This is a genomic window from Sphingobacterium sp. CZ-UAM (assembly GCF_002000245.1).
In the GTDB taxonomy this organism is placed as follows: domain Bacteria; phylum Bacteroidota; class Bacteroidia; order Sphingobacteriales; family Sphingobacteriaceae; genus Sphingobacterium.
This window is the reverse complement of the sequence record NZ_MTCM01000001.1, coordinates 1,293,810-1,310,436: the sequence shown is the minus strand read 5'-3', so window position 1 is coordinate 1,310,436 and position 16,627 is coordinate 1,293,810. Positions and strand designations below refer to the sequence as shown.

Sequence of the window (16,627 nt, the reverse complement as noted above, 5' to 3'; positions counted from 1 at the left end):
AATCACTTAAGTTATTAGGATAGATATGAAGTGTAGAAGGTTATTGGTTGCAATGTTCACATGTGGTGTGATTTTGGGTAATGTGTCGTGCAAAGATTTCTCCAATAAAGTATTGGGTAGTGGTAAAGAGGCCGGTAGGGACACTTTAAACGAAAAGTTGACCCAAATGGAAAAAGTACCTGTTCTTTTGAATAAATGGGATTCTCTTCAAAAAAATCAGCTACATTTTACAGTCGATAGTTTGCATCCTATTCCTGTAAAACAACAAAAACGCAACTTGAAAGACTCCTTGAGGAGAGCTTTTGATGCCCATCCCAAACATATCTATTTGACATTTGATGATGGGCCTTTGATCGGAAGTGCGGCGATAGATTCATTGGCAAAGGAGAAAAATATAAAAGTAAGTGTTTTTCTCATCGGTAAGCATGCAAACATGAGCAAGGGCAGAAAGCGGGATCTTCAGAAATATGAAAGTAATCCATTAATTGCTTGCTATAATCATAGCTATACGCATGCAAATAACCAATATTCACGATTCTATAATAATCCGGAAAAAGCTTTTGCAGATTTTGAAAAGAATGAAAAGGATCTTAATCTTCAGCATAAAATTGTTAGACTTCCGGGTAGAAATATCTGGGTGTATGATGATATCCGCAAGATAGATTTAAAAAATGGCTCTACAACAGCTGATATGCTTCATAAAAATGGTTATCGTATTTTTGGCTGGGATGTGGAATGGCGTTTGAATAGCGTTACCGGTAACCCGATTGTGAGCCAAGAAGCGACTTTATCCCATATACGCAACTTTATGAACAATAAAAGTTCAATGGTACCCAATAATGTGGTGTTTTTAATGCACGATGATATGTTTCAGACTAAAAAAGGGCAACAACAATTATCATCATTGATCGATGCACTTAAAAGTGATGGATATCAATTCGAGTTTATGCAGGATTATCCCATTAAATATTAAATAAGAAAAGGGTTGGCTGCTACATATGGCCAACCCTAAGTTATACCAAACTCTTTTGGATAGACCACCATTCCCTTAACTCCGACGAGAGCCTCCGGAAGGAGTTCGATAATCATACAATTTTCATCCGGAACGTCAAATGGCATTTTAATACCATATTTGACCATTTGCACATAGCCATATCTCGGATAATAATCTGCATGCCCCAATAAGATAATAGATCCGAAACCGAGTTGTCTTGCAATCCGATGAGCTTCCTTAATGAGTTTGCTTCCAATCCCTTTTCCTTGAAAATCAGGTAGTACTGCAATTGGGGCCAAAGCAAGGGAGGAATGTGCCTTCTTATTTTCTTCATCGACGATTTTGATCTTTGTAACTAATATATAGCCCACAGGTCTACCATTGATCTCCGCGATCAGTGCGAGCTCAGGTATAAACCCGCTCGATTGACGTAGTTTTTGAACGAGAAACTGTTCTTGATGATCCGTATACTCAGCATGTTCGAATGCTTTCTGTATAAGTTCAAAAACGGTTTCATAATCTTCTGCACTTTCTTGTCTAATATGTATTTTCATTTTTTAGCAGATTTTTTTGAGAAAAATATATTTTCCAAATTACTGTGGTTGTTGCGGTTCGCAATTAACAAATAAATACGTTGATAATAAAAATACGTGTTTTTATATAATTATTGCGCCATTCTAATTAAAACTTATAATATGTTTTTTTAATAATACAACTGTTCTTTTTTAAGTAAAATGATGACACATTATGTATTTGAACGGATATTTTCGATGACTTTCAGATAGCAGGATTTATATTATATATTGAAGATAGGAGGCCTAGACACGATGACATTTAGAAAGATTCTTTTAGCACATTTTTAGCTATGGTATGATTGTTAATTAATTGTAAGTAAGGTGATTAATGTGTAGTTTGTAAATAGTGTTAAAATAACACTTGCATTGTTTATTTATTTTTGTATTTTCATATATTCAAAATTCAATTATAAACCGCCTTTGATAAGATCCTAAACCGAGCATCTTGTGGAAGCAAATAAATAACTAATAAACATACAATTTTAAACCATTAAGCAGTTTTTATGATTAATTGCCATTATTTCTCAAATCAATGGAAGAGAGCATTTTGGACCGGATCAATATGCTCTTTAGTAGCATTAAGTCCCCAGTCCGTGAATGCCGCCGGTTTCGCGCATTACGCAAACCTCTTTCAACAAGAACTAAGTGTTACCGGTGTTGTCCGAGATGAAACAGGAATGCCAATTTCTGGAGTAACCGTTTCGGTTAATGGAACTAATTTGGTGACAAAAACAGACAATGAAGGTCGTTACAAATTAGACAAAGTTCCTTCTAATAGTACTGTCAATTTCCGGATGGTCGGTAAACAGAGCATGGACGAAGTAGTCAATGGTCGACGTGCCATAGATGTGACATTGCTAAACTCCCAATCCAGCTTGGATGAAGTCATTGTGGTTGGTTATGGCAAACAACGGAAAGAAACCGTAACTGGTGCAGTCGCTACGGTAAAAGGGAGTGATCTAGCACAATCGCCAGCGTTGAATGTTTCCAATGCGATGACAGGCAGAATCCCGGGTGTAATAGCGACAAATGGTAGCGCGGAGCCTGGATATGATGGTTCTACCATTAAGATCCGTGGTACGAATACCTTGGGAAATAGTAGCCCGCTCGTGGTTATTGATGGTGTGCCAGCCCGTGAAGGGGGAATCGAACGGCTTAATCCTCGCGATATAGAAAACATCTCGGTGCTAAAAGATGCGTCAGCAGCGATCTATGGTGCAAGGGCAGCGAATGGTGTTATCCTTGTGACAACCCGTCGTGGAAAGACAGGTAAGCCACAATTTTCTTATACCTTCAACCAAGGATATTCCCAACCAACAGTAATTCCAAAGTTGACGGATGCCACACAGTTTGCGGAAATTCGCAACGAGCTCGAGATCTACAATTTACCTGTGGACGAATGGTCAGCAGCATTGACCGCTATAAACGGGACAGGATCTTATACAAAAAAGGACGGAACCGTATTAGGGGCACCTTTTAAACCTGATGATATTCAGAGATTTAAAGATGGTTCAGACCCCTGGGGACACCCGAACACGGATTGGTATAAATCTACCCTAAAAAATTGGTCGCCCCAACAGCGTCATAACCTTCAGATCAATGGTGGTACCGAAGATGTAAAATACCTGTTGTCCCTGGGTTATCAAAATCAAGATGCTTATTACAAAAATTCTGCAACCGGTTACAAGCAATATGATTTACGGATTAACCTGGATGCGAATATAAGTCAATATATCAAAACACAGTTTGGGGTTTTGGGAAGGCAGGAAAACCGTAATTTCCCTACAAAAAGTGCGGGTACTATTTTTAGGATGTTGATGCGCGGAAATCCGACGCAACCAGCGATCTGGCCTAATGGAAAACCTGGTCCTGATATTGAGAATGGCGAAAATCCTGTTGTCATTACAACGAATGCCACCGGCTATGATCGTGATAAGCGATATTACTTCCAGACAAATGGACAGGTAGATATCACGAATCCATGGGTTGAAGGACTAAAATTGACGTTAAATGCATCCGTAGATAAATACGTAAACAACCAGAAAACCTGGGTAACTCCCTGGACCTTGTATTCCTGGCCGGGCGCCTACGAAGCCGACGGTAAAACACCTTTATTGCAGGCTGGCCGACGTGGCCCAGCGGACCCCAACTTAAATCAAAGTAATGAGGATCAGCTCAATATCCTATTAGGAGGAATTTTAAGCTTCGACCGGAAATTTGGAGATCATCAAGTGAATGCAATTGCAGGGGTAAATAGAGAAACGATAGATAACGACAAATTCAGCGCCTATCGACGTTATTTTCTGTCAAATAGTATAGATTATCTATTTGCAGGTGGGGAACAGGAGAAAAATAATGACGGAGCAGCCTGGAAGAGGGCGCGCTTGAATTATTTTGGGCGTTTTGGTTACAACTATAAAAGTAAATATATCGCAGAGTTTCTTTGGCGTTATGATGGCTCCTATATGTTTCCTGAAAGTGAACGTTTTGGATTTTTCCCAGGTGCAATGGCTGGTTGGGTAGTATCTGAAGAGAATTTCTGGAAGGAAAATATTCCAGTTATCAACTATTTTAAAATTCGCGCATCGTATGGGCAAATGGGTAATGACAATATTTATTGGGAAGATAAACTGCAAGAGTATCAATATTTTTCTACCTATTCATTTGGAACCTACATTGTGGATGACAAGCTGGCCAAAACATTATTTGAGAGCCGGGTGCCAAATGAAATGGTTACCTGGGAGGTTGCCAATAATTATAATTTAGGTTTTGATTTCCAATTCCTACAAGGCAAGTTAAATTTTGAGTTTGATATCTTTAAAAATCGTCGGAATTCGATCCTATGGCGAAAAAATGCTTCTGTTCCGCAAAGCACGGGTATGACGCTACCTGCTGAAAACATCGGTAAGGTCGATAATAAAGGTTGGGAATTTAATCTTGGCTATAAGGGTAAAGTCGGCGAACTTGGATATACTGTCGGAGTCAATGGCGGTTATGCAAAGAACAAGATTATTTTCTGGGATGAGGCTCCTGGAGCTCCTGCTTGGCAACAAAGTACAGGTAAACCTATCAAGACCGATATCTACTATATTTATGATGGTGTGTTCCGGGATATGGATGATATCGCCGCTAATAAACTTGATTATAGCGCCATTACCAAAACTTTGCGTCCCGGTGATATGAAATATAAAGACTATAACGGCGATAACAAAATTACTCCAGACGATAAAGTAAGAAGAGATAAAAATAGTGACCCAACATTCCAGGGAGGATTTAATTTCAGCTTGAGCTATAAGGATTTTGATTTGTCCGTTTTGTTCCAGGGAGCGACAGGTGGAGAAATCCGTGTTGGTACCGATGAATCGGGTTCTATTGGTAATTTTCTGGAAGAATTCTACGATAAACGTTGGAGTATAACTAATCCGAGCAGTGAATACCCTCGATTAACGGATCGTAGTAATCAATATTACTCATATAACAACACCTATTGGATGCGGAGTACAGACTATCTGCGTCTAAAAAATGTAGAGTTGGGTTACAATCTTCCGTCAGCAATCTGTGATAAGATTGGTATCGGCTCATTGCGTGTATATGCAAACGGGATGAATCTGATCACTTGGAGCAAAATCAAGATGTATGATCCAGAGGCTGTAAATGCACTGGGACAATATTATCCACAGGCAAGACTTCTTAATGCGGGTGTGTTGTTATCCTTTTAAATACTAAAGAATATGAAAACAAATGAAGGGCTAAAGGGGATCGCTTCTGTATATGCAGGCTTCAAAGAGAATGAAAGGCCTATGAAAACTTATTCTCAGAAATATAAATTAGATAAGAAAATGAAAAAAATCGCAAATATATCCCTATTATTAGTTGCATTATCGGCTGGTTTTCAGTCTTGTAATGACGATTTTGTAAATACAAAGCCACTCAGCGAGGTGCCAAATGAGCTGGTTTGGTCCGATGCCGGATTGTCGGAGGCTTTTGTTATCGAAATATATAACGGTTTTGGTGCTGGCGGTTTCTACGAGCAAGAAATGGCTTCAATGACAGATGAAGCACTATTTACCCACCCAAATCGGGGGATTAATACGGTAACTGAATCACGGTCTAATCCGGCTGATCAAGGCTATATCATGGATACCTACGAATATGGACGTATGTATGTACGTATCCGGGCAAGCAATATGGCTATTTCAAATTTGAGACAGGCCAAGTTTGATCAGGAAAAAGCGAATAAAATACTAGGCGAAGCATATTTCTTGCGCGGATATTATTATCAACAACTCTTGCGTTTCTACGGAGGTGTACCAATAGATAATAAGATCTATACCTTAAATGATAAGGATTTTATGAAGCCGAGAAATAGCTATGCCGAATGTGTCGATGCAATCGTGAAAGATCTGGATAGTGCAGCGCTACTTTTAAAAGATGTAACGCCAGCCAAAGGGAGAGCAAGTGAAACGGCAGCTTTGGCGCTGAAATCCCGCGTGCTGTTATATGCTGCCAGCGATCTTCATGATGCGAATAAAGCTGGTATGAAGTCCGCACTCTTAAAAGCTTATACCAAACCGGAATACCTAATGTACACGAGTGGGAGTCAGACCGAACGTTGGAAAAAAGCGAAGGAAGCAGCAAAAGCAGTCCTGGACCGGGCAAGCTTTGCTTATAAGCTGGATCTGTCCGCTCCCGTAGCTGCAACAGAAGGAACTGCAAACTATATGGCCTTGTCCTTAGGTGGAGGAAGTAAAATTGCCGACGTCGCAGCAGCAAAAGACATTATTTTGGGCCGTTTTTTTATTAATGAAAAAGACGAACGCGGAGGATGGGTTGGACGTGACAATGGACCGAATGGATATCATAACTGGGCGGGGAATACGCCGATCCAATTACTCGTTGATGACTATGAAACGGATAAAGGACAAAAGTTTGATTGGTCAAATGCTACGATGGCCGCGGCGCCTTATCAAAATCGTGACCCGAGAATGAAGGCAACAATTTTATACGATGGCTCCGACTGGAAACCGAGGACAGCAGATGTAACAAAAAGGGATCCCAGCAATCAGATCCAAACCGGTCAGTACGAAATTGTTAATGCCCAAGGTAATAAAGTCACACATTTCGGCTTGGATACCAGAAAAAGCCCTGTTGAAGACTGGAATGGTTCAAGAACAGGATATTATATGCGTAAGTTTGTCGACCCAGATCCTGCGCAGGAAGATCAAAATACTAGACAGCGTATCCCTTGGCCGATGTTGCGCTATACTGAAGCTGTATTAAACTATGTGGAGGCTTGTATCGAACTAGGTGAAGAGGCAGAGGCAAGAACTTGGCTAAACCGAATCCGGTTCAGAGCAGGGATGCCCGCGATTGCTGTTCAAGAGACTGGAGTAGCACTTAAAAACCGATACCGTAATGAGCGCCGTATTGAACTCGCTTATGAAGAGCATCGCTTTTTTGACGCAAGACGTTGGATGATAGCAGCCGAAACGATCGGGCGCAAAGCGAATATCATCAATATCACGGGCACGCTGAAAGATAATAAAAAAGTAACTTTGTATAAATACGATCCGACTAGTTACACTTACAGATATGTCGTGAGTAATATTGATCCGGGAATCGAAAATAGAAACTGGGATGATAAGATGTATTTTACTTCTTTACATCGTGACGAAATCAATAGAAATACCCAGCTCATCCAGAATCCTGGATACTAAACTTTTTAAAAACATCTCACCGATAATTTTCGGTGAGATGTTTTTTTATCGGGCTTTTTTGTGATGCTCAATGTTAGGTAATAATCCCGTCGCAATACCGATCAATGGGAGGTAGGCGCAGATGTCAAAGACATGTTCAATGGACGTTTTGTCGGCTAGCCACCCCAAAAGGGCAGAGCCAATTCCACCCATCCCAAAGGCGAGTCCAAAGAAGAGTCCTGCGATCATGCCTACTTTGCCGGGAATCAATTCCGTGGCGTAAACCAATATAGCTGAGAATGCAGAGGAAATAATCAGTCCGATCAGGATAGACAGTATCATCGTTAATGTCAGCCCGACATGTGGCAAAAGTAGAGTAAAGGGAGCCACACCCAGTATTGAAACCCAAATGATGAGTTTACGTCCATAACGATCACCTAGGGGACCGCCGAGTATTGTTCCGATAGCCACTGACGCGAGAAAAACAAAAAGATAAATTTGTGATTCTTGCACAGTAATGCCAAACTTGTCAATAAGATAAAATGTAAAATAACTGGTCATCGATGCCATGTAGAAATACTTTGAAAATATAAGGATTAACAAGACCACTAAGGCAAAGATGACTTTAGATTTGGAAAACCTCGAATTTACCTCGGTATTATGTGTTACTGCAGTAGATTTTGGTTTTAGATGCAATTGATACCAATTTCCAACATAGGTAAGAATTAAGATGGCTAGAATTGCCAATACACCAAAAACGCCGATGTATTGTTGGCCAAATGGGATAACAATCAGCGCAGCTAGGAGGGGACCTATGGCACCACCAGCATTTCCGCCGACCTGAAAAATAGATTGCGCCAATCCCTTTTTGCCACCTGAAGCTAAATGCGCAACACGGGAGGCCTCGGGGTGAAAAATAGAAGAACCCATACCAATTAGGCTCACCGAAAGCAAAATATAAATAAAACTCGAAGCGAAGGCAATACAAAGCAAGCCTGCAAGTGAAAATAACATACCGATAGCTAAGGACCGGGGCGTAGGATTCTTATCGGTGTAAAGTCCAACAAAAGGCTGTAGAATGGACGCTGTCAGTTGAAATACTAAGGTAATAATGCCAATTTGAGTAAAACTAAGGGCATAATTAGATTTTAACAGCGGATAAACAGCCGGAATAACTGATTGAATAAGATCATTCAATAGATGAGAAATACTAATTGCAAATAAAATAGGGTAGACTGTCTGGGAACTATTCCAAGAACCATCTGCTTTTAAGGATTCTGTTTTCATAGACTAATACATCAGGTCATCTGATGTTTTGTTTTGTGATTACTTATATTTGATTGTCGGGATGGCAAATTAAAAGGAACTTAAGGGATTATTTGTGCTGGATAATTTGATTGGCTACTGCAACAGCTTGTTGGATATTCTTGTCTTTAATTGCGTCCATTAAATCCTCGTGTTGCTTCTGCGAGACAAGAAATGGGGTAGTGTCCTTATAAATTTCAAGGAAAAATTTGTTAACGTGAGTGGATAAGGTATGATACAACGCTGTCAGAATGTTATTTCCACAAGATTCAGCTATAGCGCTATGAAAGGCAATATCCGCCTCGATACAAGCGATTAGATTTTCAGCAGCGGCATATTTTGCTCTATTTTTAAGGGCTATAGCCATGTTTTTGAGACCTTTTGCTGTTCTATTTATTGCAGCCTTCTCAATAATTTTCAATTCAAGAACATGGCGCACCTCAAAAATATCGTTGAAATTACCCTTTTCAATTTTAGCGTCGAGCGCATGATGTCCGGTCACACTTTTGATAAATGTCCCCAGTCCCTGCTGCACATGTAAATAACCAGACTGACTTAAATACTTAACGGCTTCACGAATTGTTGATCTACCCACTGCAAACTGTTTCATTAATTCCGGTTCAGTAGGTAGTTTTGAATCTAAAGGAAAATTGCCCAATTTGATCTTTTCTTCAATTGCGGCAGCTACCTCTTCAGCCAACGATCTTCGTACGATGTGTTCAGTCTTCATATAGTCATATCATCTGATGATTTCAAAGGTAGGATAAAATTCCGCTTACACAAAAATAATTTTCAATTTCCATCTAAGTGTACTCATCGTTCTCAAGGTGTTGTACTATTTTGAAAAGAACAATTTTTAAGATTAATCAAATCTCGTAATGCTTTAGCGGGAACCGAATTTACTGGTGCGAGCACAAATGTAAATTTCTGAGATGCAGATATACTTTAATAAGTTTTTTCTAAATTAGATCTTTAAATTGATCCCATGAAAAAACTTCCGATTTTATTTTTTCTACTGATTTCTAAAATACTCTATGCTCAAAATATTACACCCTACGAAAAAGGTAATGGCAATCAGTCAACGACTTTTGAGGAAATGCGTGAATTTTATATAAATTTGGCGAAGCAATTTTCCACAATAAGTTATGAAACAAAAGGGGCAGACGATAATCAAGCTCCGATTGATGTCGTGATTTTCAACCCGTCTCAACAGTCTTTAGAGGAGGGGCGAAAGGACAAATCAGTGCTGTTTATAAATAATGGTATTCATCCGGGGGAGCCGGATGGAATTGATGCAACCATGATGCTCATGAGAGATTTGGCGACCGGAAAGATAAGCGTACCTAAGCATGTTATTATCGCTGCAATTGCGAGCTATAATGTAAGTGGGATGTTAAACCGAAACGGTTTTTCCCGAGCGAACCAAAATGGGCCAGAAGAATACGGTTTTCGAGGAAATGCAAGAAATTATGATCTGAATAGGGATTTTATTAAAACAGATACTAGAAATTCGCGGAGTTTTCAGCAAATCTTCCAATGGATAAAACCTGATGTTTTCATTGATAATCATGTTAGCAATGGCGCAGATTATCAGTATACCTTCACCTATATTTCGACTAATAAGGAGCGTTTGGGAGGAGTTTTGGGTAGTTATTTTAACAATGAAATGCAGAGAATACTGCTAGGAGATCTTGAAAAAGATGGGTTTATCTCTGTTCCCTATGTCAATATCCATAATGATGTTCCCGACGCGGGATTCCCAGTTTTTATGGATTCCCCAAGGTATGCAACGGGCTATACCAGTCTATTCAACGTCATTGGAACAGTGGTCGAAACGCATATGCTAAAACCCTATAAACAACGTGTAAAAGCGACCTATGATTATATGCTAAATACGCTCAATTTCATTGAGCGCAATTATAAAGTTATTCAACAGAAAAGAGTGGACAATCTAAAACAGTATAAGATAGGGAGTAAATATTCCATTGCTTGGAAACTTGACACAACGCAATATGAAAATATCGATTTTAAGGGGTTTGAAGCAAAATATAAACCAAGCGATATTTCTTCAGAAAATAGGTTGTGGTATGATCGTAAGTCCGCATTTTCAAAACAGGTCAAGTTGTATAACACTTATGTTCCTACAAAGGAGGTGATTATTCCAACTTACTATGTCATTCCGCAATCTGAATGGAAGGTGCTTGACTTATTAAAAATTAATAATATAAAAATGTACCCGATTCAGCGGGATTCTGTGATAGCTGTAGAACAGTATAGAATCAAAGATTTCAAAACTACTTCTACTCCTTATGAAGGACATTATGTACATTACGATACCGATGTTATCAAAGAAGAGAAGGAAAGGACCTTCAGAGCTGGGGATTTTTTGGTTCCGCTGGATCAAGAAGGTGTCAAGTATCTGATGGAGACGCTTGAGCCCGAAGCGATAGACTCATATTTCAACTGGAATTTTTTTGATGCGATTCTTGGACAAAAGGAATATTATTCTGCGTATGTTTTTGAAGACACAGCGGCTAAACTTTTGAAGGAAAACAACGAAATAAAATCCGCTTTTGACAAAGAGAAAGCCAGCAATCCAAGATTTGCTACCGACGGGCGTGCCCAATTAGATTGGGTGTACAAACACTCAGATTATTATGAAAAATCACACTTATTGTATCCGATTTTCAGGGTTGTACATCAATGAGGTTTATATCAACTAAGTTTACTTTAGAAAGCCGTATATAAACTGACCAAATGAAATATTCAAAGCGATCCATTAGACACAGGTATTTTCACCTCTTTTGAATGGAAATTTTTATATGATGTTTATTTGTCCTCAGGACTTATAGGAAGATTTGAAGGAGTGATATTTTTGATGTCAAAGTCCGCATTGACAAGAACGACAGACGTTTCAATCTGGCGGATTGGAATATTCCAGTATTTTCGCAATAGCATTTCTTTTTCCATATAACTTACTTGTCTAAAGCCATGTTTTACGTAAAAACCAATTGCCCAAGTGGCATCGGCCCATGTTCCGATCAAGATTGGCTGATCAGTAAGACGCGACAAATAAGTCAATAATTTTCCTCCAATTCCTTTATTTCTCGCGATTGTTTTCACGTAAGCGTGGCGGATTAAAGTTACATCTGATCTATGCTGTATCCCCATTACACCAAGTATTGCCTCATTTTCGAGATAACACCAAAATTCAATTCCATCCGCAATTTGTTCCCTAAGTTCATCTTCATCCATATACGGTTCTTTCCAACAGTCGTACGGTATTTTACCTTTATAAGCCGAAGAAGCGTCGTTAATAATTTCGTAAATTGTATTAAAATCAGATTGTTGGCTTTTTTGTATCATGTCATTCATAATTTGATTGTATGAAATGTTGCTTTATATTATTGTATTTATCAAAAATACAGCGTTAAGGTGGTATAGTATTTTACATATGTTGAGAAACTTTATTTTAGCTGTCTACGAATCCTGCTTAGTTGGGTTGGGGTAATTCCCAAATGGGAGGCAATATCCTGTAAGGGCACATATTTTTCGATATGTCGAGTACTTTTCAATAATTTCTCATATCTGACCTGAGCGTCTTCCATAACAATGGATATTTCTCTTTCTTCTTTAGCAATGACCCAATTCTTTTCCAGATAATAAATATAAAAAGATTTTAGGTCATCAGTTTTGAAAATCAGCTCCCTGAATTTCTTGTAAGAAAGATGAAGCAATGAACAATCGGTTATAGCCTGAATAGTAAATTTTGACGGTTGACCCAACAGACAGGAAACTGTCGAAGCGATGAAATCACCTTGAACAGCGATATTTTTTGTATATATTCGCCCTTTTTCATCGCTAATATAAGCACGCAGATAACCGTTATATAAAAAACAAAACTCACGTGCAATGGTATCTTGATGTACGAGTATCTCATTTTTTTTCAGATGTACAACTGTTGCAAGTGCTACAAGCTCCTGAAATGATTCCTCTGAAATAGGATGATAATAGTTTATCTTTTCTTTAAATTGTTGTATCAACGATGTTTCCATATGAATAAATAACAAATTTTAGAGGCTGCTAATAGAATTTACTTTGAACATTTAAATATGTTTATTTTTGGTTCTTAAAATGCATAATGGATTCTATAAAAACTTATCCGTAAACAGAATAGTCTTCATAACAAACGTAACAATTTTTAAAATGGTGAAATGCCATTGACTTCACGTTGTAATTCATCTAAAATCAGCTTTATGAACTGTTGAGGAACTAACACCCCATTCCAATAGAAGGGGTGTTTTCTTTGGGCAATCCGCGCCGATTTCTTATGCCTGTTTACAAACTGATGGCGCGAGTTCCGGTCTACTTGTCTCGTCCTCGGTTTGTGGCTGTAGGAAAGTAACAAAACTCATGGCAAATGTTATTGCTAATAATAGGATACTCACCCATAAAACATTATTTATGCTGTAATGTACGCTTATCATTCCTCCAAGAAAAGCCCCTAAGGAAATTCCAATATTGAATGATGAAGTGAGTAAGCTATTCACAAATTCAAGTGCATGATGAGGGATTGATTGAGTTGTCCGAATATTTGAAACCAAAAATCCTCCTGTATGAATCATTCCCCAAATGGATACAATAATAACCATTGGTATAAATATCCCACCTAAATAGTAAGCGAGCACCTGTACGGCGATCAAAGACGTCAAAAATAATCTCGCTGTCAATAGTACATTTCTGTTTAACGCTAGACCCATCAGCCAATTTCCTACCGTTCCCATACTGCCGAAGAGAAGTAACATAATACTAATCTGTGCGCCATCCATTTTAGTAATTTGTTCAAGATAGGCGGTAAGATAGGTGTAACTGGAGAACATCGCTGCTAATGTGCATATGGTAGAAATCAAGTTAAGCCATAGGAGAGGACTTTTTAGTATGGTCATCTGATTCTGTATAGTTTTCGTATTATCCGCTGGAATAGAGGGTGTAAAAAGCAATAGGCCAATAAAAGCAATTAAACTGATTGCACTACTGAGAAAAAACGAGGCTTGCCAATTATTGAAAAGATCTACTGCGTAAGTTGTTAATGGAATTCCGAGTACAGTCGCTAAGCTAAGTCCCAGCATAACTGTTGAGACACCCTTTGCTCCATTATTCTTAAATGCAATAGCGATAGAAATATTCCAAAAGAGGGGATGTAATATTGCTGGTAGTATACGGGCTACCATCAGCATTGCGAAATTTGAAGAAAATGCGGAGATCAAGTTGGAGAGAACAAATATGCTCATAACCAGGCATAAAAGAAGCTTTCGGTTTATTTTTGTTGTAAAAGAGGTGATGAAGGGAGAGGAAACTGCGACTGTTATCGCAAAAGCACTAAGTAACCATCCAGCAGTATCTATTGATACTCTGAATTCCCGACTAATAGTTGGAAGGATGCCCACTATTCCAAATTCGGTAGTAATTATGCCAAATGCACCCAAAGCCAGGACGTAGATTGATTTATTCATTGTTATCTAAAATTTATATAGCAAAGTTGGACAGAAAAATTATAATAAATCAGTATATTTTAATGATAAAAAAGTATTTTTACATGATGAAAAGAGAAAATATCGATCAACTGGTTAAAGTAGAACATCATAAAGAGGTAAACTGTCCCATAAGAGACAACCAGTTCTCTTTTTTTCAGATCATATATGTTATTTGCGGAAAAGGCTTCTTGAAGATAAATAACAATACAACATCCTACGATGAAGGCAGTCTGATCCTCCTTACGCCCAATGATCAGCACCATTTGGACATCGTTGAGAAAACGGAACTTTTGCTTATTAAATTTAGCGAACGTTATGTTAAAGATTACAAGTGGAACAGTATTAATTCTATGGAATGTTTACTATATGGCGCGTCCTATTTGTCGGGTTGCATTTTACAGAATAAGCCAGATGTTATTTTGGTTGATTCGATCGTATCGTCACTTCTTCATAACATAAATCATCCGGATCTCTTTCATGAAGAACTCACATTACATTATGTGAACGCTATAATTGTAATCGCTGCACGCAATATTTCAAAGATGCGAGTAGAACATGTGGCTTCCAACACAGACAAAAGAGCTCTGGATATTATCAACTATATTCAGGGAAACATCCATGATCCGGCCTTGCTGAAAGTATCGTCGATAGCACAAAAATTTGGATTTTCCGAAAGCTATCTTGGAAGTTATTTTAAAAAACAGTGCGGTGAAACAATTCAGCATTATATATCGAATTATAAAATGAGGTTAATTGAACATAGACTTCTTTTTAGCGATATGCGGGTTAACGAAATTGTCTCCGAGTTTGGTTTTTCCGACGAAAGTCATCTGAATAAATTCTTCAAAAAAAGGCACTTAATGAGTTTGACTGAATTCAGAAAGGCAAAAGGACAAATAGAATTATACCTTTAAATAGCATATAGATATTCTATCACCCAAAGAGGTTTAATAGCTATAGCAGGCTATTTGTTATTGATGGCAGAGTAGATTTTAAGGATTTTATTATTTTCTAAACTACGGATCGCATATAAACATACCTTAAAGGCGAATTACAAATGGCAGCCATCGAATATGTAATTGTGGTTGGTTACAGCAAAGAATACAATAAATTTAATTTGAATTTAGAACAGATCGGGCATCGAAATGTTAGAGATATGGATAAGGATGTTTGAGTTGATAGCATTTAAAATGCAGTTTATAATATAGATATTTACCAGAGATTATATGAAAAAAATAATATTTAGGTTCGCACTATTTAACCTCCTAATAGGTGTAGTACTATTTATTCTTTATAGAGTTGTTATTAGCGGACTAGAGCCTGTCAACACGAACTTCTTTGAGCGATTTCTTAGTATTATGGATTTATTTCTAAGTCTTGGTTTATCAACTATATATGTTATCATTATTGCTGTTAGTACCCTGTTGTTTTTTCTTAATCAAATTGAAAAAATTAGAAAAAGTTATTTTTTGTCTTTGCTGACATTTTCGGGCATACCTTTCCTTTGTATTATCATTCTATCTATCAATATTTTGACAGATTTTTATCAATATAATATTACACCTGTTTCTTTAAAAATATTGTTAAGCTTTTCAATAGTCTATTTGCTATGTACCTTTATTGAATTTCTGATGTACAGAAAAAAGATGCGAAACCTAGCTAATATATGATTTCAATAGGACTGTATGTTGTGAATATTTTAAACAGTAAATGAATAGAGATAAGGCGCAATTTCTCTGATTCAGTCCTTGGCTTTTAGGTAAAGAATTGTCTATTTTTAGATATTAAAATGACGAACATGATTTTATCTCAAAGGAGCTTTGCTGCTTTCATTTCCTTACTATGTTGGACCGCCATTGTTGCTCAATTTTTAATTAGTTATAGTAATTCCACAATAGCAGTTGGCGAATTGGTTGTTAGGTTCTTTAGTTATTTTACAATCTGGACAAATCTGATGGTGGCGATCTGCTGTACTTGTATCGTACTGTTTCCAAATAAAGCAATAGGAGACTTTTTTACCAAGCCGACAACGATCACGGCAGTCACACTTTACATCCTAGTCGTAGGACTAATTTATAATATTGTACTTCGCTTCTTGTGGCAACCTATAGGAATAGCACGGGTTGTTGATGAAATGCTTCATTCAGTGGTTCCTATTTTAGTTTTAATTTTTTGGTGGCGTATGGCGGATAAGCGAATTGAACATTGGAGGTCTATATTTAACTGGCTAATATATCCCTTTATTTATTTGCTATACACCCTATGGCATGGAGTGCTGTCCGGATTTTATCCATATCCTTTTGTAGACGTTTCTGTATTGGGAATTAATCGCGTACTAGTGAATAGTGTGATGATAACTTTTATCTTCTTGATAATAGGATTGCTTTTAATCCAAATAAATAGACGGATCGCCAAAAAACGCTAATAATGAATGTTTCTGTATTAGGAATGAAAACAAACAGCAAGAAATCAATCCACTATCTAAACAGTGGAAATTTTGTAATTTAAGAGAATAGAGCAATT

12 protein-coding genes are annotated in these 16,627 nt (G+C 37.8%); 6 read left to right on the top strand and 6 right to left on the bottom strand.

Annotated elements, in window-relative coordinates:
- The first annotated feature begins 25 nt into the window (after positions 1–25).
- The gene (locus BWD42_RS05690) at positions 26–973 is read left to right on the top strand and encodes a polysaccharide deacetylase family protein (protein WP_254846182.1); all 948 of its coding nucleotides are present in this window, start codon (positions 26–28) and stop codon (positions 971–973) included.
- A gap of 35 nt (positions 974–1,008) precedes the next feature.
- On the opposite strand, the gene BWD42_RS05685 is transcribed toward BWD42_RS05690, so the two are convergent.
- A complete protein-coding gene (locus BWD42_RS05685) occupies positions 1,009–1,548 on the bottom strand; it encodes a GNAT family N-acetyltransferase (RefSeq protein WP_175991965.1) in 540 nt (179 codons plus the stop codon).
- Positions 1,549–2,072: 524 nt separating this feature from the next.
- On the opposite strand from BWD42_RS05685, the gene BWD42_RS05680 reads away from it, so the two are divergent.
- Entirely contained in the window at positions 2,073–5,288 is a 3,216-nt protein-coding gene (locus tag BWD42_RS05680) for a SusC/RagA family TonB-linked outer membrane protein (protein ID WP_077433980.1), read from the top strand.
- 12 nt (positions 5,289–5,300) lie between these two features.
- The gene (locus BWD42_RS05675; RefSeq protein WP_254846181.1) at positions 5,301–7,286 is read left to right on the top strand and encodes a RagB/SusD family nutrient uptake outer membrane protein; all 1,986 of its coding nucleotides are present in this window, start codon (positions 5,301–5,303) and stop codon (positions 7,284–7,286) included.
- A 45-nt stretch (positions 7,287–7,331) separates the two neighbouring features.
- Here BWD42_RS05675 and BWD42_RS05670 read toward each other — a convergent pair whose 3' ends face one another.
- Both BWD42_RS05670 and BWD42_RS05665 read right to left on the bottom strand, forming a co-directional pair.
- Entirely contained in the window at positions 7,332–8,552 is a 1,221-nt protein-coding gene (locus BWD42_RS05670; RefSeq protein ID WP_077433978.1) for an MFS transporter, read from the bottom strand.
- An 88-nt stretch (positions 8,553–8,640) separates the two neighbouring features.
- On the bottom strand, positions 8,641–9,300 hold the full coding sequence (locus BWD42_RS05665; RefSeq protein WP_077433976.1) for a FadR/GntR family transcriptional regulator: 660 nt from the start codon (positions 9,298–9,300) through the stop codon (positions 8,641–8,643).
- 255 nt (positions 9,301–9,555) lie between these two features.
- On the opposite strand from BWD42_RS05665, the gene BWD42_RS05660 reads away from it, so the two are divergent.
- Entirely contained in the window at positions 9,556–11,277 is a 1,722-nt protein-coding gene (locus BWD42_RS05660) for a hypothetical protein (protein ID WP_077433974.1), read from the top strand.
- Between the two features lie 122 nt (positions 11,278–11,399).
- Here BWD42_RS05660 and BWD42_RS05655 read toward each other — a convergent pair whose 3' ends face one another.
- From BWD42_RS05655 to BWD42_RS05645, 3 genes are all read right to left on the bottom strand, one after another.
- Positions 11,400–11,936, bottom strand: a complete 537-nt coding sequence (locus BWD42_RS05655) for a GNAT family N-acetyltransferase (protein WP_077435777.1) — start codon at positions 11,934–11,936, stop codon at positions 11,400–11,402.
- 101 nt (positions 11,937–12,037) lie between these two features.
- Complete coding sequence (locus tag BWD42_RS05650) at positions 12,038–12,625, bottom strand: Crp/Fnr family transcriptional regulator (protein ID WP_077433972.1); 588 nt, start codon at positions 12,623–12,625, stop codon at positions 12,038–12,040.
- Between the two features lie 273 nt (positions 12,626–12,898).
- Entirely contained in the window at positions 12,899–14,083 is a 1,185-nt protein-coding gene (locus BWD42_RS05645; RefSeq protein WP_077433970.1) for an MFS transporter, read from the bottom strand.
- Positions 14,084–14,166: 83 nt separating this feature from the next.
- On the opposite strand from BWD42_RS05645, the gene BWD42_RS05640 reads away from it, so the two are divergent.
- Both BWD42_RS05640 and BWD42_RS05630 read left to right on the top strand, forming a co-directional pair.
- Complete coding sequence (locus BWD42_RS05640; RefSeq protein ID WP_254846180.1) at positions 14,167–15,018, top strand: AraC family transcriptional regulator; 852 nt, start codon at positions 14,167–14,169, stop codon at positions 15,016–15,018.
- Between the two features lie 884 nt (positions 15,019–15,902).
- Positions 15,903–16,529 carry a Pr6Pr family membrane protein gene (locus BWD42_RS05630; protein ID WP_254846179.1) on the top strand — a complete coding sequence of 209 codons (627 nt, stop codon included), beginning with the start codon at positions 15,903–15,905 and terminating at the stop codon, positions 16,527–16,529.
- Positions 16,530–16,627: the final 98 nt, after the last annotated feature.

What these genes read in the sequence shown, in the direction of transcription:
- BWD42_RS05655 (WP_077435777.1), bottom strand. Translation starts at nt 11,936, where the DNA reads ATGATACAAAAAAGCCAACAATCTGATTTTAATACAATTTACGAAATT.
- BWD42_RS05680 (WP_077433980.1), top strand. Translation starts at nt 2,073, where the DNA reads ATGATTAATTGCCATTATTTCTCAAATCAATGGAAGAGAGCATTTTGG.
- BWD42_RS05645 (WP_077433970.1), bottom strand. Translation starts at nt 14,083, where the DNA reads ATGAATAAATCAATCTACGTCCTGGCTTTGGGTGCATTTGGCATAATT.
- BWD42_RS05675 (WP_254846181.1), top strand. Translation starts at nt 5,301, where the DNA reads ATGAAAACAAATGAAGGGCTAAAGGGGATCGCTTCTGTATATGCAGGC.
- BWD42_RS05650 (WP_077433972.1), bottom strand. Translation starts at nt 12,625, where the DNA reads ATGGAAACATCGTTGATACAACAATTTAAAGAAAAGATAAACTATTAT.
- BWD42_RS05665 (WP_077433976.1), bottom strand. Translation starts at nt 9,300, where the DNA reads ATGAAGACTGAACACATCGTACGAAGATCGTTGGCTGAAGAGGTAGCT.
- BWD42_RS05630 (WP_254846179.1), top strand. Translation starts at nt 15,903, where the DNA reads ATGATTTTATCTCAAAGGAGCTTTGCTGCTTTCATTTCCTTACTATGT.
- BWD42_RS05660 (WP_077433974.1), top strand. Translation starts at nt 9,556, where the DNA reads ATGAAAAAACTTCCGATTTTATTTTTTCTACTGATTTCTAAAATACTC.
- BWD42_RS05685 (WP_175991965.1), bottom strand. Translation starts at nt 1,548, where the DNA reads ATGAAAATACATATTAGACAAGAAAGTGCAGAAGATTATGAAACCGTT.
- BWD42_RS05690 (WP_254846182.1), top strand. Translation starts at nt 26, where the DNA reads ATGAAGTGTAGAAGGTTATTGGTTGCAATGTTCACATGTGGTGTGATT.
- BWD42_RS05670 (WP_077433978.1), bottom strand. Translation starts at nt 8,552, where the DNA reads ATGAAAACAGAATCCTTAAAAGCAGATGGTTCTTGGAATAGTTCCCAG.
- BWD42_RS05640 (WP_254846180.1), top strand. Translation starts at nt 14,167, where the DNA reads ATGATGAAAAGAGAAAATATCGATCAACTGGTTAAAGTAGAACATCAT.